16 protein-coding genes are annotated in these 23,499 nt (G+C 70.3%); 9 read left to right on the forward strand and 7 right to left on the reverse strand.

Annotated elements, in window-relative coordinates:
- Window positions 1-89: 89 nt before the first annotated feature.
- From ACEN9J_RS35020 to ACEN9J_RS35040, 5 genes are all read left to right on the forward strand, one after another.
- The gene (locus tag ACEN9J_RS35020) at window positions 90-1,064 is read left to right on the forward strand and encodes a GlxA family transcriptional regulator (RefSeq protein ID WP_413765635.1); all 975 of its coding nucleotides are present in this window, start codon (window positions 90-92) and stop codon (window positions 1,062-1,064) included.
- A 279-nt stretch (window positions 1,065-1,343) separates the two neighbouring features.
- Complete coding sequence (locus ACEN9J_RS35025) at window positions 1,344-3,734, forward strand: type VI secretion system Vgr family protein (RefSeq protein WP_413765636.1); 2,391 nt, start codon at window positions 1,344-1,346, stop codon at window positions 3,732-3,734.
- An 11-nt stretch (window positions 3,735-3,745) separates the two neighbouring features.
- Window positions 3,746-5,341 carry a hypothetical protein gene (locus ACEN9J_RS35030; RefSeq protein WP_413765637.1) on the forward strand — a complete coding sequence of 532 codons (1,596 nt, stop codon included), beginning with the start codon at window positions 3,746-3,748 and terminating at the stop codon, window positions 5,339-5,341.
- Window positions 5,342-5,376: 35 nt separating this feature from the next.
- Complete coding sequence (locus ACEN9J_RS35035) at window positions 5,377-9,720, forward strand: RHS repeat-associated core domain-containing protein (protein ID WP_413765638.1); 4,344 nt, start codon at window positions 5,377-5,379, stop codon at window positions 9,718-9,720.
- A 43-nt stretch (window positions 9,721-9,763) separates the two neighbouring features.
- Window positions 9,764-10,294 carry a hypothetical protein gene (locus ACEN9J_RS35040; protein ID WP_413765639.1) on the forward strand — a complete coding sequence of 177 codons (531 nt, stop codon included), beginning with the start codon at window positions 9,764-9,766 and terminating at the stop codon, window positions 10,292-10,294.
- A gap of 31 nt (window positions 10,295-10,325) precedes the next feature.
- On the opposite strand, the gene ACEN9J_RS35045 is transcribed toward ACEN9J_RS35040, so the two are convergent.
- Complete coding sequence (locus tag ACEN9J_RS35045; RefSeq protein ID WP_057594120.1) at window positions 10,326-11,312, reverse strand: Bug family tripartite tricarboxylate transporter substrate binding protein; 987 nt, start codon at window positions 11,310-11,312, stop codon at window positions 10,326-10,328.
- A 2-nt stretch (window positions 11,313-11,314) separates the two neighbouring features.
- Complete coding sequence (locus tag ACEN9J_RS35050) at window positions 11,315-12,148, reverse strand: hypothetical protein (RefSeq protein ID WP_413765640.1); 834 nt, start codon at window positions 12,146-12,148, stop codon at window positions 11,315-11,317.
- A gap of 115 nt (window positions 12,149-12,263) precedes the next feature.
- Between ACEN9J_RS35050 and ACEN9J_RS35055 the strand changes: the two genes are divergently transcribed.
- On the forward strand, window positions 12,264-13,172 hold the full coding sequence (locus tag ACEN9J_RS35055) for a LysR family transcriptional regulator (protein WP_296726720.1): 909 nt from the start codon (window positions 12,264-12,266) through the stop codon (window positions 13,170-13,172).
- Between the two features lie 25 nt (window positions 13,173-13,197).
- On the opposite strand, the gene ACEN9J_RS35060 is transcribed toward ACEN9J_RS35055, so the two are convergent.
- Together ACEN9J_RS35060 and ACEN9J_RS35065 are read right to left on the reverse strand one after the other, a co-directional pair.
- Window positions 13,198-14,403, reverse strand: coding sequence for a PrsW family intramembrane metalloprotease (locus tag ACEN9J_RS35060; RefSeq protein WP_413765641.1), 1,206 nt, complete (start codon window positions 14,401-14,403; stop codon window positions 13,198-13,200).
- Window positions 14,400-14,960 (reverse strand): hypothetical protein, encoded by a 561-nt coding sequence (locus ACEN9J_RS35065; RefSeq protein WP_057594117.1) that lies wholly within the window; start codon window positions 14,958-14,960, stop codon window positions 14,400-14,402. Before ACEN9J_RS35065 ends, ACEN9J_RS35060 begins: the two co-directional genes overlap by 4 nt.
- Window positions 14,961-15,201: 241 nt before the next feature.
- Here ACEN9J_RS35065 and ACEN9J_RS35070 point away from each other — a divergent pair, with 241 nt between their 5' ends.
- Entirely contained in the window at window positions 15,202-17,439 is a 2,238-nt protein-coding gene (locus ACEN9J_RS35070; RefSeq protein WP_413765642.1) for a metallophosphoesterase, read from the forward strand.
- Window positions 17,440-17,464: 25 nt separating this feature from the next.
- On the forward strand, window positions 17,465-18,994 hold the full coding sequence (locus ACEN9J_RS35075; RefSeq protein WP_413765643.1) for an esterase-like activity of phytase family protein: 1,530 nt from the start codon (window positions 17,465-17,467) through the stop codon (window positions 18,992-18,994).
- Here ACEN9J_RS35075 and ACEN9J_RS35080 read toward each other — a convergent pair.
- Entirely contained in the window at window positions 18,942-20,555 is a 1,614-nt protein-coding gene (locus ACEN9J_RS35080) for an MFS transporter (protein WP_413765644.1), read from the reverse strand. The genes ACEN9J_RS35075 and ACEN9J_RS35080 overlap by 53 nt on opposite strands.
- 109 nt (window positions 20,556-20,664) lie before the next feature.
- On the opposite strand from ACEN9J_RS35080, the gene ACEN9J_RS35085 reads away from it, so the two are divergent.
- On the forward strand, window positions 20,665-21,543 hold the full coding sequence (locus ACEN9J_RS35085) for a helix-turn-helix transcriptional regulator (RefSeq protein WP_413765645.1): 879 nt from the start codon (window positions 20,665-20,667) through the stop codon (window positions 21,541-21,543).
- On the opposite strand, the gene ACEN9J_RS35090 is transcribed toward ACEN9J_RS35085, so the two are convergent.
- A complete protein-coding gene (locus tag ACEN9J_RS35090; protein ID WP_296726639.1) occupies window positions 21,464-21,802 on the reverse strand; it encodes a DUF3325 domain-containing protein in 339 nt (112 codons plus the stop codon). The genes ACEN9J_RS35085 and ACEN9J_RS35090 overlap by 80 nt on opposite strands.
- Entirely contained in the window at window positions 21,795-23,468 is a 1,674-nt protein-coding gene (locus tag ACEN9J_RS35095) for a PepSY-associated TM helix domain-containing protein (protein WP_296726634.1), read from the reverse strand. The genes ACEN9J_RS35090 and ACEN9J_RS35095 overlap by 8 nt, the downstream gene beginning before the upstream one ends.
- Window positions 23,469-23,499: the final 31 nt, after the last annotated feature.

Here is a 23,499-nt window from a genome sequence, read left to right on the forward strand (position 1 = left end):
CATAGTCTCCCGGTGCATGGCCCGAAGCGAAAGTGGCCGGATTGACAAGATTCGACTGTTTTCCGCCAACCATGGAAGAATCCGCCGCCATGACACCCCGTGCCCCGACCAACACGCCGCACCGGCTCGCGGTGCTCGCCCTGCCCGGCCTCATCGCCTTCGATCTCGCGAGCGCCTGCGAGGTCTTCGGCCATGCGGAGCTCGGGCCCGGCCAGCCCTGCTACCGCATCGCGGTCTGCGGCGAACGGAAGTCCTTCGACAACGGCAGCTTCACGCTCACGGTCCGGCACGGGCTCTCGGTGCTCGATGAGGCGCAGACCATCGTCGTGCCCGGCATCGCCGATCCCGCGGCACCGATCGGCCGCGCCGTGCTGCAGGCACTGCGCGCGGCCTCGGCACGCGGCGCGCGCATCGCCTCCATCTGCTCGGGCGCCTTCGTGCTGGCGCAGGCCGGCCTGCTCGACGGACTGAGCGCCACCACGCACTGGGTCGCGGCGCCGCTGCTCGCCGAGCTCCATCCGCGGGTGGAGGTCGATGCCAAGGTGCTCTACATCGACCACGGCCGGATCCTGACCTCCGCGGGCGCGGCGGCGGGCCTGGACCTGTGCCTGCACATGGTGCGCAAGGACTTCGACGCGGCCGTCGCGGCGCGGGTGGCGCGGCTGTCGGTGGTGCCGCTGCATCGCGAGGGCGGCCAGGCCCAGTTCATCCAGCCGCTCGACCTGCCCGCCGACCGCGACCTGCAGCCGCTGCTCGCATGGGTGGAGCGCAACCTGCACCGGCCACTGTCGCTCGACGACCTCGCGCGCCAGGCCTGCAGCAGCCAGCGAACCTTGAACCGGCGCTTCCAGGATCAGTTCGGCGTCTCGCCCGCGCAATGGCTGATCCGCGCGCGCGTGCGCCGCGCGCAGGAGCTGCTGGAACGCACGCGCCTGAGCATCGAGCAGATCGTCGCCAAGGTCGGGCTGGGATCGGCGGCGAACTTCAGGGCGCAGTTCCAGCGCGTGGCGGGCGTGAGTCCGAGCGCGTACCGCCGCAGCTTCGGCGCGAGGTCGAGGGCCTGAACTCCGCGGCGCCGCGCGACTACGAATCCTTGTAGTCGCGTGCTCCCGCGGCAAAAACGGCAGTAGAGTCTTCCCGAAAAGAAAACGTTTGCCCCATCGGCTCGACGTTGCTGCACCGACGAACGCCAAGCTTCATACCTTCGACTGATATTCGTTGTCGAAGGTAGTGGAATGGATGTATCGCCATTGCAATTTGGTTGCAGCTTATTACCGCCGATCGTCACGAGCTTCTCTACAGTGCTCGGTTTTTCGCCTTCACGCTTCGTTGCAGGGAGTTTCATGCCCACGCCCGCCTCCAGTCGGGGCCGCAAGATCACCGCGACCTCCGACGCCATGCCCGTGCTCGACGGGATGGCCGCGCTCGAACCCGTCCTGATCGAGGGCGAGGAAGCACTGAGCCGCCCCTATCGCTACACGCTCACGCTGACCACGCCGGAGTCGTCCACCATCGATGCGCGCTCGGCCGCGAACATCAAGCTCAAGCCGCTGATCGGCGAGGAGTTCGGCGTCCACATCCTGCTCGACGGCCGCCCCGGCGGCGCGCAGCAGCAGCGCCATCTCTCGGGGCTCGTGACGCGGGCGCGCTTCCTGCGCCTGGAGGGCCGGCGCGCGCTCCATGAAGTGGTCATCGAATCGTGGCTGAGCCTGGCCCAGCGCACGCAGGACTTCCGCATCTTCCAGAACAGGAACGTGCTCGACATCGTCGGCGAGGTGCTCGGCGCCTACGGCTTCGCGCTCTCGATCCGGGCCACGGGCAGCTACCCGCCGCGCGAGTTCGTGGTGCAGTACGGCGAGACCGACTACGACTTCGCGAGCCGCCTGCTGCACGAGTGGGGCCTCTACTACTACTTCGAGCACGCGGCCAACAGCCACACGCTGGTGATCGTCGACGACATGCAGGCGCACGGCCCCTTTCCCGCCGGCGGCTACGAGCGCATTCCCTTCAGCGCCGCCGAGGCGTCGTCCAACGAGGAACACTGCCACCACTTCCAGCTCGCCGAAGCCTTGCAGAGCGGCCAGTGGGTCACGGGCGACTTCGACTTCACGCGGCCCAAGGCCGACCTGCTGCGCACCAAGGCGATGCCGCGCCGCACCCGGCATGCGGCGCGCGAGGTGTTCGCCTGGCCTGGCAACTACGCGGCCGAGGCCGATGGCGAGCAGATCGCGCGCGCACGGATGGAGGAGACCGGCGCGCCCGGCCAGGTCGCCAGCGGCGCGGGCAACCTGCGCGGCCTGGCGGCCGGCTACCGCTTCACGCTGACCGACCACCCGCAGGACAGCGCGAATGCCGACTATCTCGTGACCGCCACGCGGCTGTCGCTGCAGGAAGCGGGCGACGCGACGGGGCAGGAGGAGTTCCGCTGCCGGGTCGAGTTCGAGGTGCTGCCGGCGAACAACATCTTCCGCCCCACGCCCGACGCGATCAAGCCGCGCACCACGGGCCCGCAGACGGCGGTGGTCACCGGCCCCGCGGGACGCGAGATCTGGACCGACCAGTACGGGCGCGTGAAGCTCAGCTTCCACTGGAACCGCTACTGCAGCAAGGACGAGAGCAGCTCGTGCTGGGTGCGCGTGTCCTCGCCCTGGGCCGGCAGCAACTTCGGCGGCATGCAGATCCCGCGCGTGGGCCAGGAGGTGGTGGTCGACTTCGAGTACGGCGACCCCGACCGCCCGCTGATCACGGGCCGGGTCTACAACGCGGACAACATGCCGCCCTGGGACCTGCCCGCCAACGCCACGCAGAGCGGCCTGCTCTCGCGCAGCTCCGAGGGCGGCAACGCCGCGAACGCGAACGCGCTGCGCTTCGAGGACAAGCTCGGCGAGGAGCAGCTGTGGCTGCACGCGGAGCGCGACCAGTTGCTCGAGGTCGAGAACGACGAGGTCCACACCGTGGGCCGCGACCGCAGCAAGACCGTCGAGCGCGACGAGACCCACCACGTCAAGAACGACCGCACCCGAACCGTCGACCGCAACGAGACGGTCACGATCCACGGCCAGCGCGCCGAGACCGTGGACGGCGACGAGGCGGTCAGCGTCAAGTCGAACCGCAGCCATGCCGTCACCGGCACCGAGACCCTGACGGTCACGGGCGACCAGACGCACATCGCCAAGGCCCACCGCACCGCCAGCGTCACGGGCAACCAGACCACCTCGGTCACGGGCACGGATTCGCTGACGGTCACCAAGGCCCGCACCGTCACGGCGCAGGACAACGACCTGTGGAACGTCACGCTGGCCCAGACCACCACCATCGGGCAGGCCTACCAGGTCTCGGCCCGCTCGCACACCGCGACCTACAACGACGCGATGACGCTCAACGTGCCGGCCGGCCCGGCCTCGGCCACCGCGCAGGGCGACGTCTCGCTGACCAGCTCGGCCGCCAACCTGTTCGGAACGGCCGCCCTCAACATGGGCCTGCTGGCGCAGGGCGGCGACTTCTCGGCCGTGGCCTCGGGCAGCGTGGGCGTGAGCGCCGAGGGCGGCACGCTCGACACCTTCGCCTCGGGCGCCATGACGCATGCGAGCCCAACCAGCGTGGTGCTCAACGTCGACGGCACGGCGGTGGAGGTGACGCCGGGGCGCATCGTGCTGCGCGCGGGCAGCGCCACGCTGATGCTCGACGAATCGGGTGTCACGGTGAACGGCACCAAGATCTTCCTGAACTGCTGAGGGCCGCATCGATGTCCTCCGCGGCACCGGTGCGCAACCCGGTCGAAAAACGCATGGCCCGGCTCCACGACCTGTGGTGGGAGCGCACCGACGATGCCTCGCTGCGCGCGGTCGTGCTGCGGCTGCCGCCCGACTCGCAGCGCATGCTCGACGCCTTCTTCGCGCTGCAGATGGTGGACAGCGACTACGCCACGCCCGACCTGTTCCTGCGGCTGGACGCGGCCTACGAGACCGGTTACCGCTACAGCCGCGAGCTGCGGCAGGCCATGATCGAGACCGTCGCGCACAACCGGCCGCAGCTCGCGAAGCAGGGCGTGGCCGGCCCCTGGGAAGAGGAACACGCGAGCGGCCGCGACAGTGCCGCCGGCTTCGTCGACACCGGCCTGTCGCTGGCGCGCCACCTGCGCCGCCAGCGGCTGTCGGTCGTGCTGCAACCGGGTGGCGTGAGCGACCTCGCCTGCTTCGAGCGCTGGCTCGACGCGGCCATGCAGGCGCCCGTGCCGCCGCAGGATGCCGGGCTGCTGCGGCTGGTGCTGGTGGACGACAGCGACTCGCGCGCCTGGCAGCCGCTGGTGGAGCGGCACGCGGGGATCGTGCGCGTGGTCGATGCGCCGCTCGACATCCTGGAAGCCGCGCGCGAGATCGCCGCGCAGGCCGGCGGCGGCGCCGGGGGGGCCGCGCTGTTCCGGCAGCTCCATGCCGACATGCTGATGCTGCTGCGTCGCGGCGACGCGGCCGCCGTGGAAGCGACCGCCGAGCGCGCCGCGCGGCTGGCCACGCGCAACGGCTGGTCCGACCAGCGGGCCGTGCTCGACGTGATGGTGGGCGGCGCCTGGCTGCAGGCGCGCGACTTCGCGCGCTCGGTGGCGCGCTACCGCCAGGCCCGTGCCGCGGCGGCGGAGGCCACGCAGGCCGGCAACCCGATGGGCCCGATGCTGCTGATGCAGGGCTGGATGGCCGAGGGCGGCGCATGGGCCGCGGCCGGCGACATGAAGCAGTCGGCCCAGGCCTTCGAGCAGGCGGGCGAAACGGCCCGCCGCATCCCCAACAGCCTGTTCGCGGTCGAGGGCCGGCGCGCCGCGGCCCAGGCCTGGCTCGGCGCCGGCGAACGCGACCGGGCCTGGGCCTCGGCGCTGGCCGGCGTGCGCGAGGCGCGCGCCATGGCCGACGCCGACCGGCCGAACAGCACGGTGCCGCAGCTGCTGCAGGACATGCTCGCGATGCAGGATCCCCGACGCTGCGAGCGCATCGCGCAGTGCGCCACGGCCTACGAGCGCGAGGCGCGCGCGGCCCTGGTCGAGGCCGATCTCGCGGGCCACCGGCTCGGCCCCCACCCGCCGCCGGCCGCGATCGCGGCGATCGAAGCGCAACTGGTGCAGCGCTACGAACTGCTGTTCCAGGGCCAGCTGCGCGAGCGCGAGCAACTGGTGCAGGGTGGCGAGGAGGTGTTTCGCACCGTCGTCGCCATGGGCCGCGAGTGGCTCGACCCGGCCTGGAGCGGACTGCCGCACGTGAAGCATCCGCTGGACCTTTCGCCCGGCGAATGGCGCGAGCCGCCCGCGTTCTCGCGCCTGCCCGATCCGCAACCCTTCGTCGAGGCCGCCTGAGGCGCGCCGGCTCCTTCACGCCCCAAGGAAAGCACTTGTTCTTCGCGGCCAAGCATTTCGATCCGCAGCTGGGCATCGACGCCCACACCTACCTGGCGCCGCCCGGCGTGTGGCCCACGGTGCACATCGGCATCGTGATGGACCCGTTCGACTACCTGCCGACCATCGAGGTGTCGCCCGACAACCCGATCGTCAAGGGACTGGGCGCGCTCGGCACCGCGACCGAGGCCGCCAAGAACGCCATCGGCGAAGGCACGGCGTCGCCTCGGATACCGGCGCCGCCCGGCGCGCCGCCGGACGATGGCGCGATGCCCGAGAGCATCCCGCTGCCGCTTGGCGCCACGGTCGAGGTGGCCGGCGTGCGGCGCGCCAATGCCGGCACCGGCGGCGTGGACTTCCACATCCTGGTCGGCGCGCCGATGCCGATCGTCAAGGGACCGGGCGGCCCGCAGTTCGACGACGAGCTGTTCATGGGCAGCCGCACCGTGCTGGCCGACGGCGATCCGTTCTCGCGCATCACGATGCCGGTGCTCGGCTGCAACATCGTCGGCCTGGTGCCGCCGTTTCGCCCGCGCAAGCTGGTCAAGCCCGTGCGCCTGAGCCTGATGCTGCCGACCACCTTCAACGTGGCGATCCCGCCGCAGGTGTTCGTCGGCGGGCCGCCCACCATCTCCTGGGGCGCGATGATCCAGCGCGGCCTGTTCAAGGCGCTGGGCCGCGCCTACACGCGCATCGCGCGGCGCGTGTTCAAGAACATGCCGCCGGGCTTCCTCAAGTGCCGGGTGCTGCGCGCCGAGCCCGTGGACATCCGCGACGGCAGCGTCTCGGTGACGCACGAGGACTTCCACGTTCCCGGGCGCCTGCCGCTGACCTGGAGCCGCGCCTACGCATCGCGCGACCACGACTTCGCGGGCCACTGCGGCCAGGGCTGGCAGACGCCGGCCGACCTGCGCCTCGTGGCCGAACCCGACGGCCTGCTGAGCCTGCACGGGCCGGACAGCTGCGCGCTCTTCCCCGCCCTGCCCCGGTCCGAGCGCGAACCGGTGCGCGACCTGGTGGACGGCGCACGCCTCGAGCGGCAGGGCGTGCGCCTGACGGTGCGGTTCAAGGACGGACTGCACTTTCACTTCGACGATGCCCTCTCGCCGGCGGGCGAACTGCGGGCGGCGGCGCTACCGATCGCATGCATCGAGGATGCCTGCGGCAACGGCTGGCGCTTCGTGCGCGACGAGGACGGCGCGCTGGTGCGCATCGTCGAGAGCGGCGCGCACGGGCAGCCGGGACGCAGCATCGAGGTGCGCTCCAGCGACGGCCGCATCGAGGCGATGGCGCTGCGCGACCCGCTCACCGGCCTGGAACATCCGCTGGTGAGCTATCGCCATGCCGGCGGCGATCTCGTGGCGGCCGTCGATGCGCTCGGCGCGGCACGGGAGTTCGCCTACCTGCAGCACCGCATGGTCCGCCACACGGATCGCCTGGGCCTGAGCTTTCACTACGCCTACGACGACCGGTGGCGGGTGGCGCATGCCTGGGGCGACGGCGGCCTGCAGGACTGCCGCTTCGCCTACGACGAGGCATTGCGGCAGACGCAGGCGACCGACTCGCTCGGTCATCTCACGGTGGTCAAGTTCGACGAATCCGGGTTGCCGCTCGCGGAGATCGACCCGCTCGACGGCGTGACCACCTTCGAATACGACGACGCGGGCCGCACCGTGGCCGTGACACGGCCCGAGGGGCTGCGCACCGCGTTCGTCTACGACGCGCACGGCAACCTGCAAAGCACGCGCTGGCCCGACGGCAGCACGATCCGCAACGAATTCGACGACGAGGACCGCGTGCTCGCGGTCGTCGACCCGAACGGGCAGCGCTGGTCGCAGGGCTACGACGAACGCGGCCTGCTGGCGAACCAGCGCGATCCCCGCGGCGCGGTCACGCGCTTCGAGCACGACGCGCACGGACAGCTCGTGCGCCATGTCGATGCGCGCGGCGCCGTCACGCAGCTCCAGTACGACCGGCATGGACGGCTTCTCGTGCTGACCCATCCGCTGGGCGCGCGCACCCGCTTCGAGCACGACGTGCTGGGCCGGCTGAAGGCGCGGCAGGACGCGCTCGGGCGAACGACGCGCTACCACCACGATGCCAAGGGGCGCACGCTGCGCATCGAGCGCCCCGGAGGCGGCCATGCCGCCTGCGCTTACGACGCCGAGGATCAGTTGCTGCTCTACGTCGACGAAGCAGGCGCGCGCACGCGGATGCAGTACTTCGGGACCGGCAGCCTCGCCGCTCGCGTGCAGCCCGACGGCCAGGCGGTGCGCTACCACTACGACACCGAGGAACGGCTGGTCGGGCTGACCAACCAGCGCGGCGAGCGCTATGCGCTGCGGCGCGACGCGCTCGGCCGGATCGTCGAGGAGGTGGACTACTGGAACCAGTCGCGCCGCTATATCTACGACGGTGCGGGCCGCCTGAGCGCTACCGTCGACGCGCTGGGACAGCGCGTGGCCTTCGCGTGCGACGCGATGGGCCGCATCACGCGCAAGACCTTCGACGATCCGCTGCAGGCGGGGCGCCAGCGCCACGAGCACTTCGTCTACGACCGCCTCGGCCAGCTGGTGGAGATGCGCAACGACGCGATGCACGTGCGGCGGCGCTTCGATGCCGTTGGCAACCTGCTCGAGGAGCGCCAGGGCGGCTTCCGCGCGAACTACCGCTACGACGAGGTCGGCCATCGGATCCTGCGCGAGACGAGCGCGGGCCATCGCCTGCGCTACGCGTTCGACCTGGGCAACCAGCTGCAGGGCATGGCGATCGACGACGACCCGCTGATCGCCATGACGCGCGACGCGCTGGGCCGCACGCTGAGCGAGCGGTTGGGAACGGGGCTGGAGCGCCGCTTCGCCTACGACGAGCGCGACCTGCTGACCGCGCAGCGCCTGCTCGAGGATGCGGGCCCGGTGTTCGAGACGCGCTACGACTACGACGGCGCCGGCAACCTCGAGTGCCGCGCCGACAGCCGGCAGGGGATCGATCTCTACCGCTACGACGCGCTCGGCCAGCTGCTCGAGCATGCGGACCCGCAAGGCCGGATTCAGCGCTTCCTGCACGATCCGGCCGGCGACCGGCTGCACACACGCGTGCGGCAGACGCCGCGGGCCCGCGTGGCCGGCGGCGAGAACGATGCCGAGGCCGTGCACTGGACGCGCGAGGGCAGCCTCGACGGCACCCACTACGTGTTCGACCGCGCGGGCGACCTCGTGCAGATGCACGATGCCATGCCGGCCGGGGACGCGCTGCAGCTCGTCTGGGATGCCAACCACCGGCTGGTCGAGAGCCGCAGGGGAACGGCCGTCACCCGCTATGGCTACGACCCGGTCGGCCGGCGCGTCTTCAAGCGCGGTCCGCAGCGCACCACGTGGTTCTTCTGGGACGGGAACACCTTGCTGGGCGAGCTGACCGAGGACAACGACGTGCCGCGGCCGCCGCCGGCCCTGCCGTCGAACCCCGTGTTGCAACTGGCGGGCGCGCGCCGTTCCTCGGCCGCCCCCGGAACGAACGACGCGCGCTACCTGAAGGCGCGCGAGTACGTGCACTATCCGTCCACCTTCGTGCCGCTCGCGCTCGTCGAGCGCGATGGCGACCGAAGCGCGGTCCTCCACTACCACGTCGATCCGAACGGCTGCCCGACCCGCCTCACGGACGGGCAAGGCCGCACGGTCTGGTCGGCGAGCCATGCGGCCTGGGGCGCGATCCGCGCGCTGCAGTGCGAGGAGGTCGGCAATCCGCTGCGCTTCCAGGGCCAGTACTTCGACGAGGAGACCGGGCTTCACTACAACCGCCACCGCTACTTCGATCCCCGCAGCGGCCAGTTCGTCTCGCTCGATCCGCTGCGCCTGGGCGCGGGCGAGAACCTCGTGCGCTATGCCGAGAACCCGCTGCTGGGCATCGATCCGCTGGGGCTGGTGGCCGGCGAAAGAATCCCCTATTGGGAGATCGGCGAAACGGGCCAGCACGGGCGCCCCATCCTCGCGCGCGTCACCGGCGACGACGGCAAGTTCGACCACTACGAGAACCCCGGCCATCACGATCCCAACATGCGCTCCCCCGGCCGCGGGACCGATCCCTACAACACCGGCAAGAGCGTGCTGCCCGAGAACCATCGCGAGTTGTTCGAGAGCAGCCGCTCCTACCCCGGCGATCGAAGCGTGCGCTATGCCCGCGACAGCCACGGCAACGTGCACCAGTTCCAGGACTCGGGCGCGCGGATCTTCCACTGGGCCGGTTCGGACAACGGCGTCTCGCTGCGCGGCACGGTCGACCACCTGCGCATCAATGCAGCGCGGCGCCGCTTCGCGTCGACCGTGCCCGCGTGCCGCGCCTAGCGGCGCGCCTCGAACCGACGGCTTCAAGGACAATCGCCCCATCATGCCCGCACATATCTTCGGCACCCGGGAGACCCTGCAGTTCGACATCGCGCTCAAGGACCCCGAGAGCTTCGCGATGCGGCAGGTGGACATCCACGCGGCCGGCACGCACGTGACCGCGACCGATAACGGCGTCTACGTGCCCAGCTTCCTCTTCACGCTGCACAGGACCCTGAAGAGCTTCCGCAACCCGGCCCGCTTCCAGCCCAGGGCGGACATCTTCGGCGACCGCGGACCCGTGGACATCCACCGGATACTCGCCGACGCGCCGGATCCATCGCCCGATCCCGGCGACTTGCCGGACCTCTGGGCCTTCCTCCAGTTCGGAGACGTCACGTTGCGCGTTCTGAGCTTCCTGATCCCCACCGCGCACGGCGTGTACCTGAGCTGCGAAACGCCCTCGCCGGAGACGCCGCAGCAGCCCGGGATCCGGGTCGTCGAAGTGTCGGTGGAAGCCCTGGCACGGACCATGACGCAGGCCTTCGAGGCCGTCGCCGCCGAGTACGAGGGCGACAAGTCGTCCGTGTCCTGATCCGCCCGCGGGCGTCGAGAGAAGGTCGCGGCTAGTCGATCGCGATCTTGGCCCGCGCCACCACGTCCTTCCAGCGCTCCAGCCCCTGCCGGATCGCCTGCGTGACCGCCTCGGGCTCGCTCGATCTCACCGCATAGCCCAGGCGCGCCAGCCGCGCGGCGAGGTCGGCATCGAGGGCCTTGCGCGTGGCGGCGCGGATCGTCGCGAGCACGGAGGGCGGCACGCCGGCCGGCGCCAACAGGCAGTACCAGACCTCGTAGTCGACCGAGGGCCCGCCGATCTCCTTGAGCGTGGGCACCTCGGGCAGCTGCGTGCTGCGCTGCGCGCCGAACACCGCGATGCCGCGCAGCCGCCCGGCCGCGATCTGGCTCGCGACCGAGGGCGAGGTGGCATAGACCATGTCGATCTGCCCGCCCATCGCATCGTTGACCGCCGGCGCCGTGCCCTTGTAGGGCACGTGCAGCGATTGCAGCGGCGAGATGGTCGAGAGGTACTCGCCCACCAGGTGCGGCGAGGTGCCCGCGCCCGGCGTCCCGTAGCTCAGCGAGCGCTTTTTCGACAGCGCGACCAGCTCCTCGAAATTGCGCGCGGGGAAGTCGGGACGCACGGCCATCACCACCTGCGTGCTGCCGACCATGCTCACGGGCGCGAAGTCCTTGAGCGGGTCGAAGCGCGTGTTGCGGTTCACGCTCGGATTGGTCGCGAGGTAGTCGTTGGCGAACAGCAGCGTATGGCCGTCGGCCGGCGCGCGCGCGACGAAGTCGGTGCCCATGTTGCCGCCACTGCCCGGGCGGTTGTCCACGACCACCGCGCGTCCGAGCAACTGGCCGAGCCGCTCCGCGAACGGCCGCGCGATGGTGTCGAAACCGCCGCCCGGCGGGAACGGGACCACCATCGAGATCGGGCGCGAGGGAAATTCCTCCGCGGCCCAGGCGCGCGGCAACGGCGAGGCCGCCAGGGCGGCGCCGAGTCCCAGCACGATGCGACGGCGCCGGCCGTCGGACTGAGGGTCGCGCATGGTCACAGCCTCGGCAGCTCGATCTGCAGCAGCTCGCTCGCGGCATCGGCCGTCATCGCGCTGGCTGTCTCCCCGCTGTAGAGCGAAGACCGCACTTCCCAATCGCGCCGGCCGTCACCCGCGTGGCCCTTGCCTGCCAGCACGAACACGATGCTGTTCGGCGGCACCTCGATGCTCCGGCCCGCTTCGAGCGCGATCAGCGACAGCACGGTCCGCGCCTCGGAGAAGCTGCCCAGGTGCTTGCGCGCCACGCCGGGCCGCTGCGCATCGCCCAGCCATTGCGCGGCAGAAGGGCGGATGAAGATCGGCTTGTCGTAGCGACTCTCGGGGTAGCGCAGCTCGCGGCCGTTCATGTGCTCCCAGACGGCTTCGTAGGCATCCTGGTTGCGCGTGCCGCCCTCGGGCTTGTCGACCTTGTAGACGCCGGCCTCGAAGCGCCCGTTCTTCTTCAGTTCGACGATGCCGCGCTGGAACGCCGCCTCCGACAGGTAGCCGCTGCGGCTCGCGCCACCGAACTGCAGCACCAGCGTGAGCGATTCGCCCGCGATGCTCTGCGGGCCGTAGAACACGCCCTCGGGAAAGTAGCCGATCATGCCGGGCTTCATGACGCCATCGCGCGCGAAGTCGGCGTCGCCCTCGAGCTGCACGCGCACCTGGTCGAAGTTGTGGCGGTGGCGCGGCGAGTCGAAGTCGTTGAAGGTGTTCGAGAGCTGGAGGAAGAAGTTGCCCACGCTGCCGTCGCGGCCGGACAGCAGCGGGTGGTAGCGGAACTTGCCGCCGCGGGCATGGGTGCGCTCGATCATCGTGAGATCGCGCAGGTTCAGAATCTGCTGCATGGAAGGATGCGTCTCCTTGTTGGAATGGCCCGCATGCTGACGCAGTCCCCGCCACAAGCCCAGCGACATTAATTCACGGCAGCGTTGCCATTGCGGCAACGCTGCCCCGCGCACCATGAAACCCCGACGCCCCCTGCTCGACCACCTGAACCTCGCCACCCTGAAGCTCGTCGCGGCGATCGAGCACGAAGGCAGCCTGTCGCGCGCGGCCGCCACCCTGCACATCGTGCCCTCGGCCGCGAGCCGCCGCATCACGCAACTCGAGAACGCCATGGGCGTCGAGCTGCTGCACCGCACCGCGCGCGGCGCCGGCCTGACCGCGGCGGGCCTGTCGATCGCACGCTATGCGCGCGCGATGATGGAGGACGTCGACACCCTCGATGCCGAGTTGCAGAACCTGCAGGCCGGCGTGTCGGGCCGCATCCAGCTCGTCGCCTCGATCTCGGCCATCGTGCAGCACCTGCCGCAGGACCTCGCGCTGTTCCTGCAGCAGCACCCGGGCATCAAGATCGAGCTGGCCGAACACACGAGCGCGGAGATCGTCGAACTGCTGCTGCAGCGCAAGGCCGACGTCGGCGTGTTCGTCGCCGAGGGCGACATCCCGGGCCTCAAGCTGCAGCCCTACCGCACCGAGCGGCTGGTCGTGATCCTGCCCGTGCACCACCGGCTCGCGAAGCGCAAGCGCCTGCGCTTCGAGCAACTGCTGAAGGAGGAGTGGGTGGAGCTGCCCCCCGGCACCGCGCTCGCGAGCCGCGTGGCCAGGGAGGCGCTCGCGCACGGCGTGCGGCTGCGCACGCGCATCCAGGTCAAGGGCATGGATTCGGCCAGCCGCATGGTGCAGTGCGGCCTCGGCATCGGGCTGCTGCCCCAGGCCAGCCTCGAGCAGCAGGCGAAGTTTCCGAACCTGGCCTTCGTGCCGCTCGACGAGCCCTGGGCGCACCGGGTCAGCTACCTGGCGGTGCCCGCGCTGGCCGAGCCGGCGCCGGCGAGCCGGATGCTGTTGCAGGCGTTGATGGGGCTTTGAGCGGTTCCGGGGGCGAGCCCCGGTCTCAGCGCGGCGCCTGAATCAACGGATCGAGCGCCGCCCGGATCCGCCGCACCGCCAGTTCGCTCGCCAGCGTCTGCGGCCCGCGCCCGTAGGTGCCCGCGAGCCGGATCAGCCGCAGCTGCTCGCGCTGCAGCCGCGTCTTGAGCCGCCGCGCCCTGGCGCCGAAGGCCCGGCCCATCTCGCGGCGCACGCGCCAGCGTGCCAGCGGCTGGCCCAGGCGCACCCATTCGTCGTCGCGGATCAGTTCGCGCTCGGGCACGAAGTAGGCCGCGAGCGCGTGCAGGTAGGCGCCGTTCTCGCGCGCGGCCTCGCGCCAGAACAGCCAGGCCGCGATCAGCACCGGGATGCCCTTGACCAGCAGCAGCAGCGCCATCTCGCCATAGCCGCCGTCGAAGTAGTCCTCGAGCAGCGGCGAGTTCCAGACGAAGTGCATGGCCCAGGCCAGCACGAAGCACAGCACGGCGGCGCCGATGCGCGTGACCAGCCGCCGCTCGGGATGCAGCAGGAACCAGGCGACGCCGAAGGACGCGATGGCGGTGTAGGCCGCGTGGCTCCACAGCCCGCTCATGAGTCCGCGCGTGAGCAGGTTCAGCAGCACCGGGTAGACCTGGTTCTCGAGCGGGAAGCGCATCGAGGCGGTGACGGTGTAGGTCAGGTTCTCGACCACCTGGAAACCGAGCCCCGCCATGGCGCCGACGATGAGCACCGACAGGTAGGTCTGGAACTGGTTGCGCGCCACCAGCACCAGCAGCACCACGCCCGCGAGCTTGAGGAATTCCTCGGTGATCGGTCCCGCGACCGCGGGCCCCCAGGCCGCCACGAATTCGGGCGAGATCAGCTTGGCGCACAGGCTCTGGATCGCGATGTTGGCCGGCGCGGCGAAGTACACGGCGCCCATGCCGCCCCAGGCGAAGGCCAGCACGAAGGCCTCGGGCGGATGCTGCTCGAGCAGGTCGAGCGTGCGGAACACCAGCAGGAAGGCCAGCGTGTAGAGACCCCACACCACGAGCCCGAGGAAGGCCGTGATGGGCACCACGCGAAAGCCCATCGAGAACATCTGCGCGGTGTAGAACAGGCCGTTGACTATCAGCGCGCTCAGCAGCCAGAAGGCGGCGCGGCGCGGCTGGAAGAAGGAGTCGGTGCCGACCGGCCACGGCGACTCGTCGCTGTCGAAGGCGGTGGTGGTGATGGTGGTGTCGTGGCTCACAGCGGCGCCTCCAGGTCCATCGACTCGAGCATGCTGCGCGCATCGGCCATGGCTTCGTCGAGGCCGTCGCTGCCGCCGTAGACGTCGATCTGCACCAGCGACTTGCGGCGCTGGTCCACCACCTGCCAGAAGCGGCCGGCGATCTTGCTGCCGTAGTAGGCGAAGGTCTTGCCCTGCAGGCCCCACATGGTGACGAAGTCGGACACGTCGCCCTCGATGCTCAGGCCCTGGCCGCGCTCCATCAGCCGCTGCTGCCGCACCAGCGGACCGTCGGGCCCGCCGGCCCAGGGCAGCGTGGTCACGAGGAACTTGTGGTTGCCCTTGAACAGCATCAGCGAACGGCCGGCCTTGGAGCGCGCCACGTCCATCTGCCAGCCGCGCGCGGGCTCGAAGCGCGCATGGCCGACCGACACGGTCTCGCCGGCCGGCAGCGGGCGCGCGCCGGGCGTGTGGCGGTCCCAGAAGATCAGGCCGCCGACATAGGCGGCGATGGCGAGGAAGACCGCGAGGGCGCCCGGCCAGGTGCGGTAGGGGATGCGGCGGGAGGGCTCGTGCATGGGGGCGATGGTGCCATGGCGCGGCACGAGCGATCCCGCCCTCGCACGGTGCGCGCGAGCGTCTTCGACGCCGCGTGTTCGATGCGAACTTTTCACTTCGGCGTCAGTGTTCAGTCAGTCGTCCTATGTCATGCATCTGCCACCGGGAGGTCATACGACCCCCGCATGATCCGCCCCGCGCCCGCCGGCCCCTTCACTGGGGCGGCGGGCGTTTCGTCACTTCTTTCGCGGATCTTTTTTCATGATTTTTTCCTTCCCTCGCACCGCGCGCGCGACCTCGACGCTCGCCGTCGCCGCGGCCGTGCTGCTGCTGTCCGCCTGCGGCGGCAGCGACAACCAGAACGCCGGCTTCCTCCCGCTGCCGCCCTCGGGCTCGAACCCCGGGCAGACCACGCCCCCGCCGGCCGAATCCGCACCGCCGGTGCAGGTCGCGTTCATGCCCGACATCCACTTCCACGACGTCTACGCCAACTTCAAGGACGGTTCGTTCCCCGGCGTGTTCAACCCGAAGTCGGGCCGCAACGCGACCATCCGCCTGATGCATGCGCAGATGACCTCGACGCGCCTGTTCAACGAGAACTACTTCGCCTTCATCACCGCGCTCGACGACGCGGTGGCGCGCGGCGTGAAGCTGATCGCCCTGCCCGGCGACTTCTCGGACGACGGACAACCGGTGCACATGCGCGGCCTGAAGAAGGTGCTGGACGACTATGCGAACAAGCATGGCATCCAGTTCTTCGCGGCCCCTGGCAACCACGACCCGAACAAGCCGCTCGAGCGCGCGGGCGGCAAGGCCGACTACCTGGGCATCGACGCCGCCACGAACCGCGTGGGCGCGCCCCAGCCGATCTACAGCCGCGGCGGCAACGGCGACTGCGCGGCGTCCAACTACAGCGGCGAATGGGCCAAGGTCAACAGCAGCTACTGCACCGAGGAAGTCAAGGAACAGGGCTACGCGGGCATCACCGAGGCGCTCGACCAGCACGGCCTGATGCCCAAGGCCGGCTACCGCTACTTCGAGACGCCCTACAGCAGCTACAGCTACCAGAACTACGACTTCGCGAAGGCGAAGGAACAGGCGGCCTGGAGCAGGCGCACCTTCGAGATCTGCGCGCAGGGCGCGGGCGGCACCTACAAGAAGGACGGCTACACCTTCTGCCATGACGTGCCCGACACCAGCTACCTGGTCGAGCCGGTCGAAGGCCTGTGGCTCGTGGGCATCGACGCCAACGTCTACGTGCCCACCGGCACCGGCCCCAACGACTTCAACGGCTCGGGCGACGCCGGCTACAACAAGATGCTGACGCACAAGCCGCACGTGATCGCGTGGCTCAAGGACGTGGTGGCACGCGGCAAGAAGCAGGGCAAGCAGGTCGTGGCCTTCAGCCATTTCCCGATGAGCGAGTTCTTCAACGGCGCCTCCGACGACATCATCGCGCTGCTCGGCGCGGGCAAGATGCAGATGGCGCGCCGTCCCGCCGAGGACGTGACCAAGGCACTGGCCGACACCGGCCTGCAGGTGCACGTGGGCGGCCACATGCATTTCAACGACACCGCCGTGCGCAACTACGACGACGGCCATGGCCTGGTGAACATCCAGGCACCGTCGATGGCGGCCTACGTGCCGGCCTACAAGCTGCTGACCTTCAAGGACGCGACGCACATCGACGTGCAGACGGTGCGCCTGGACAACGTGGCGCGCTTCGACGAGCTGTTCGACCTCTACCGCGAGGAACACCGCTTCTTCACCGACTTCCCGGGCCGACTGCCGGGCGGCAGCAACGGCGTGCTGTGGGACAAGACGGTGCTCGACGCGAAGAGCTACGGCGAGTTCAGCACGCGCTACATGTCGGAACTGGTGCGCCTGCGGCTGCTCAACGACGACTGGCGCTGCGAGATGCGCGAGCTGGTGAAGAGCCCGATCTACGGCTCCGACCTGCTGGTGCTGTCGCAGCTGCAGACCAAGGTCACGCTCAAGCAACTGGGCAACACCGGCAACCGCGGCCTGCTGAGCAGCGCCTTCTTCTCGTGCCTGGGCGACGCCGGCGGCGACGGCAGCGCGCAGCAGGCGGCCTACGCCAAGGACTACGCGGATGCGGAAGCCAAGGCGCGCGCGCTCGCGGGTGCCAACGGCATGCGGCTGGAGGACTTCAACCAGTGGAAGGCGATCGACCTCGCGGGCGACTTCGTGCGCCTGGCCAATGCCGGCGACCTCGCGTTCGCCGACATCCCGGCCGACCGCGCGCGCCAGTACAAGCTGATCGCCCAGGCGCTCGAAGGCACCAACACCGCGCTGGCGCTCAACGGCAGCCAGCAGGTGATGAACGACAACCCGGCCCACGCGGTGTTCCAGGCGCGCTTCAAGCCGCTGATGCAGATCCTGCTGAAGCTCGCCAAGGGCGCGCCGACGCAGCACTTCACGATCGACCTGCAGACCAACAAGCTGACCGACATGACGTCGGCACCCACCCCCTTCTGACGCGCATCGAAGACAGAGCCAAGACATGACATCGAAGAACAACATCCAGCGCCGCGGCCTGCTGCTCGGCGCGGGCGGCGCGCTGCTGGCCGGTTGCGGCGGCGGCGGAAGCAGCGGCGGCTTCCCCTTCGTGCCGGCACCCGCGCCGGCCCCTGCTCCCGCACCGGCGCCCGCGCCGGTGGCCGAACCCGAGGTCACGTCCCCGACGCTGACCGGCCGCGCCGTGCTGCCGGCCGACAGCTACGTGGCCGGCCCGACCTCGGGCCAGTTCATCTCGGGCGGCGACTACACGCGCGCCAGGGACACCTACGGCTACACCCTGCCCTTCCAGGGCAAGCAGCCGATGCAGGGCTTCTCGGCGCTGGTGCCCAGCGGCATGCCGGGCGTCTTCTACGCGATGCAGGACAACGGCTTCGGCGGCCGCGCCGCCTCGCCCGACGCCCTGCTGCACATCTACGCGGTGAAGTTCGACTGGGCCAAGGGCCAGGTGATCCCGGCCAACTTCCAGACCGGCGAGACGCTTTCGTCCTTCAGTGCGCAGAGCTATATCCGCCTGAGCGATCCCTACCGCAACCTCGGCTATCCGGCCGTGGCCGACATGGTCAACTACCCGGGCAGCTCGGTGTCGCCGGCCGGCCAGACGCTGGCCGTTGACCCGGCGATCGTCTCGGGCCGCCTGCTGACCGGCTACGACATCGACCCCGAGTCGCTGCAGATCGATGCGCAGGGCAACTTCTGGATCGGCGACGAGTTCGGTCCCTTCCTGCTGAAGTTCGACCGCCAGGGCCGCCTCGTCGCGCGCGAGGTGCAGATGCCCAACCTCGCGAAGATCGGCGGCAATCCACTGGTGCAGACGCCGAACAACCCGTACATCCAGTCGAACACCTCGGTGGCCAACCTCGGCGGTTCGGGCGGCCTGGAAAGCATGGCGATCAACGCCAGCCGCACCAAGCTCTATGCGATGTACGAGAAGGAGATGAACGGCGACAACGCGCAGCGCCGCATCATCAGCGTGTTCGACCTGGCCTCGCAGAACTTCGAGCCGCGCGTCTACGCCTACAAGGTCAGCACCGGCCAGCGCATCAACGGCGACGGCAACCTCGAGACCGAGGTCTACAGCGTCAACGACATGGTCGCGATCAACGACACCGAGTTCCTCGTGGTCGAGAAGGACAGCGGCGCGGGCGACGTGCGCAGCGGCAAGTTCCCGGCCTCGGGCACCTGGCGCAACGCGGCGCGCTTCAAGCGCGTCTACAGGATCGACCTCGCGCAGGTCGACAGCAGCGGCTACCTCGAGAAGGAAGAGATCGTCGACCTGATGGCGCTGAAGGACCCGAAGGGCCTGGGCGGCGACGCCACCATCGACGGCATCTTCGCCTTCCCGATGGAGTGCGTGGAGGTGGTCACGATCGCCGACGCGCAGACGCTGATGCTGGTGAACGACAACAACTACCCCGGCGGCTCGCCCTCGCGCCTGCCGAACAAGGTGGACGGCAACGAGTTCATCCGCATCCGGCTGCCGAAGCCGCTGGCGCTGCCTTCCGCGAAGGCTTGAGCGCGCGCGGCGCGGGGATCGCGATGCGCCGCAGCGCCACGGCCGACACCACGGCCAGCGCCGCGATCCCCGCGGCCGCCACGGCGGACGACACGCCGAGCCCGGCCACAAAGGCGTGCCGGGCCTCGTCGAGCAGGCCCGCGGGCAGGCTTTGCGCAAGCGAGGTCGCGCTCCAGAGGCCCTCTTCCACCGCGCGGGCGGCCTGTTCGGGCAACCCGCGCGGTAGGTGCTCGGCGATGCCTGCGCGATAGACCACGGTCGTCAGGCTGCCGAAGATCGCCACGCCGAGCGCGACCCCGAGCTCCTGCACCGTTTCCGACAACGCCGAGGCCGACCCAGCGTGCGCCGCCGGCGCCGCGCCGATCACGAGGTCGGTGCCCAGCGCGGCCAGCGTTCCCAGTCCCAGGTAGATCAGCGCATAGCCAGCCACCGCCCAGCCCAGGCCCTGCGTCGCGGGCAGCACGGGCAGCAGCGCGAGCAGGCCGTGGCCCAGCGCCGACAGCGCGAGCGACGCGGCCATCACGAAGCCCGGGCGCACGCGCCGCGCGACCAGCGGCGCGCCGATACCGGCCACCAGCATCGCGAGCGCGGGCGGCGCCATCCACAGGCCGGCCGTCACCGGCGGCAGGCCGATCACGAGCTGCAGGTACTGCGTCACCAGCAGCAGCGCACCGCCCACGCCGGTCAGCCCGACCAGCAGCACGCCGAGCGCGACGCTGAAGCTGCGGTCGGCGAACAGCCCGATGTCGAGCAGCGGATTCGCGAGCGCGCGCTGGCGCCGCACGAACGCGATCGCGCAGGCGATGCCGAGCAGCAGCGCCAGCGTGGTGGCAATGCCCCAGCCGCTCTTCGCGCTCTGCTTGACCACGTAGACCAGCGGCAGGATCGCCGCCAGCGACAGCGCGACGCTCGCGAGGTCGAGGCGCGCGCGCCCCGGTGCGCGGTATTCGGGCAGCAGGAACGGCCCGCCGATCCACAGCAGCAGCACCACGGGAATCGCCACCAGGAAGGCCGAGCCCCACCAGAAGTGCGCGAGCAGCAGGCCGCCGACCAGCGGCCCCGCGGCCATGCCGAAGGCGAACATGGTGGCCCAGACGCCGATCGCCAGCGCGCGCTGGCGTGCATCGAGGAACATGTTGCGGATCAGCGCCAGCGTGGAGGGCATCAGCGCCGCGCCCGCGATGCCGAGCAGGGCCCGCGCGGCGATCAGCAGGTTGGCGCTGGGTGCGAAGGCGGCCAGCACCGAAGTCACGGCGAAGGCCGCGGCGCCGATCAGCAGCAGGCGGCGGCGGCCGATCGCATCGCCCAGCGCGCCCATCGTGACCAGGAAGCCCGCGATCATGAAGCCGTAGGCGTCCATGATCCACAGCGCCTGCGTGGCGCTGGGCTGCAGGTCCTCGGCCAGCTTGGGCAGCGCGAGGTAGAGCAGCGTCACGTCGAGCCCCAGCAGCATCGTAGGCAGCGCCAGCATGGCGAGGCCGGCCCATTGGGCGAGGCCCGCGCGTGCCGGCGGCGTTGTCGCAACGCTGTTGCCGTTGTGCTGTTTGAGACCGAAAGCCATGCGAACCACTCCTGAATGATGAAGGAGCGATCATTCTGGGAACGGATCGGCAACAGGACAATATTTCCTCTCATGCTATTACTGGCAGCAATACGAAGGGCGGCGTGCCATGGCGTCTAGATCGCTCGACCGCACGCGCACCGAACTCTCGGCCTTCCTGCGCGCCCATCGCGAGCGGCTCGCGCCCGCGGACGTGGGCCTGCCCAGCGGCGGGCGGCGCCGCACGCCGGGTCTGCGCCGCGAAGAGGTGGCGGCGCTCGCGGGCGTGGGCATCACCTGGTACACGTGGTTCGAGCAGGGCCGCGAGATCGGTGTCTCGGAAGCCTTCCTGCTGCGCATCGGCAAGATCCTGCGGCTCGACGATGCCGAGTGCTGCCACCTGTTCCTGCTCGCGCAGCAGCGGCCGCCCTCGGCCGAGGCCTATCACTGGCCGAGCATCCCGCCGCTGGTGCAGCGCATGATGGACGAGCTGGTCGCGCGCCCGGCCTACGTCACCAACCTGCGCTGGGACGTGGTCGCGTGGAATGCCGCCGCCGACCGGCTGTTCGGCTTCTCGGGCCGCGAGCCCGCGCAGCGCAACTTCCTGCGCCTGGCCTTCGCCGATCCCGAGCTGCGCCGCCGCTTGCCGGACTGGAAGGAGGATGCGCCGCGCCTGCTGGCCGCGTTTCGACGCGAGCTCGCGGTCGCGCCCGACGATCCTGCGATGCTGGAGCTGGTCGATCAGCTGCGGCGGCTGTCGCCCGACTTCCGACGCTGGTGGGACACGCCGCGCGATCCACAGCCCTCGCGCGGCATCTCGGCCCTGCTGGACGAGGGCCGACGCGTGGCCTTCGAACACGAGGCGCTGACGGTGGACGAGTACCGCCACCTGCGCATGGTGGTGTACTTCGAGGACGGCGCCGGGCCGCTCAGCGAGACGTCGTCGCCGGCCGCGCGGGAATCCACGCCACCAGCGGCGCCAGCCAGCGCGGCCGCCAGCTCAGCGTGAAGGTCACGGCGAGCGCTGCCCCCGCGAGCGCCATGAACCAGACCAGCGAGGCCATCGAGACATGGTCGACGCGCAGGCACAGCAGCAACGACACGACCAGGCAGGCCGCGCCCAGCACGCGCAGCACGCGCGCCATGCGCACCGGGTAGGCTGTGCCGGGGCGCGCCTGCTCCCAGTGCACGTCCATCGACAGCGCGAACAGGCCCGCGCCCACGAGGTTGGCGGTCAGCGCGGCCGCGAGCATCAGGGCCTCAGACACGGGCCACCGCCGATCCGTTCGAAGCGGCCACGGTGGAGACGGCGGTCGCATCGGCACGGCGCCGCAGCATGCGCGCGGCCACCACGGCCAGCGAAGCCGCCGCGAGCACCGACAGGTCGACGCCCGCCACCGGCCAGTAGCCGCTGCCGATGGTGCGCAGCAGGTGATCGCCGGTGGTGATCCAGTTCAGCAGCACCGCCGCCACGCCCAGCAGCGCCACGGCCCAGCACTGTTCGGCCCAGGCCGGTGCGAGACGGCCCTGCGCCGTGGGCGCGGTGCGCCACAGACCATGGAGCAGCGAGACCAGCCAGGCGCCCGCGAAGACGCCGATCTCCCAGTTGCCGCGCAGCGGCAGCTCGGCCGGCAGCAGGCGGTTGGCGACCAGCATGGAGAAGGTCGCGATCAGCAGGCCCGGCACCGTCGCGACCGCGAAGGCATCGACCCAGCGCGCGCCCTGCAGGCCCTGCTTCGCATGCTGGCGCTTGCGCTTCTCGACGAAGAAGATGAAGCCGGTGGCGATGCAGGCGCAGCCGGCCAGCCCGCCCAGCACATAGAGCCAACGCAGCAGCCAGTGCCTGAAGTGCTGCAGGTGCAGGCCGGTCAGGAAGTCCTTGATGCCCGCGACCACCGTGGGCGCCGGATCCTCGCGGATCACCTCGCCGGTGGCGCCGTTGAAGTGGATGCCCTCGCCCGTGAGCGTGACCCGGTCGGTGCCCGCGCGGTAGACGCTGACGTAGGCATTGGCATCGTTCACATGCTGCACGTTGAGCATGCCCACCTCGCCCGCCATGCCGCGGCTGGCCCAGCGGCGCTGGGCCTCGGCCACCATCGCGTCGACCGAGGCCAGCGTGCCCGGCGTGCCCGCGCGGTCGTGCGGCAGGCCGGTCTCCTGGGCCTCGAGCTTCTCGTGCAACTCATGCAGCGGCTCGAGCTGAGTGTGGCTCACGGGAAAGTAGACGCCCGCGAACACCACCAGCCCCGACAGCGCGAAGATGAAGTGGAAGGGCAGCGCGACCACGCCCGTGAGGTTGTGCAGGTCGAGCGCGCTGCGCTGCACGTGCTTGGCCGGGCGGAAGGTGAACAGCTCGCGGAAGATCTTGCGGTGCATCACCACGCCGCTCACCAGCGCGATCAGCATCACCAGCGCCGCGAAGCCGACGATCCAGGTGCCGAGGTTCAGCCAGTTGAGGTGCAGGCTGTAGTGCAGCGGGTAGAAGAAGTCGCTGCCGATCTTCAGCCGGTCTTCCGGCAGCGTCTTGCCGGTGCGCGGGTCGATGGTGGCGTTGCCCCAGACCCCGTCTTCGGGGTCCTTGGCGTTGGGCAGGATGAAGCCCGAATAGATGCTCAGCACCGGGTCGCGGTGCGTGGTGTAGGCCAGCCACTGCTTGGGCTCGAAGCTCGTCGCCATCGGGCCGTTCACGCGCGAGCGCGCTTCCTCGACGTTGGCGGGGGTGGGCTTCGCCTCCTTGAACAGCGGCAGCAGCACCTGGTCGAACGAGGGCATGCGCTGCGGCTCGAAGCGCGTCTCGGGGATCGCCCAGCGGTCGATCTCGCGGTCGAACACCGACAGCGAGCCGAAGAAGAACACGACCATCAGCACGAAGCCGAGCACCAGCCCGAACCAGGTGTGGAGCCAGGCCATCGAGAGGCGGAAGTTCTGGAACACGGAAGTCTCTCCTCGCGGGAATGGTTCGATT

This window comes from Variovorax sp. Varisp41 (genome assembly GCF_047325085.1).
Taxonomy (GTDB): domain Bacteria; phylum Pseudomonadota; class Gammaproteobacteria; order Burkholderiales; family Burkholderiaceae_C; genus Variovorax.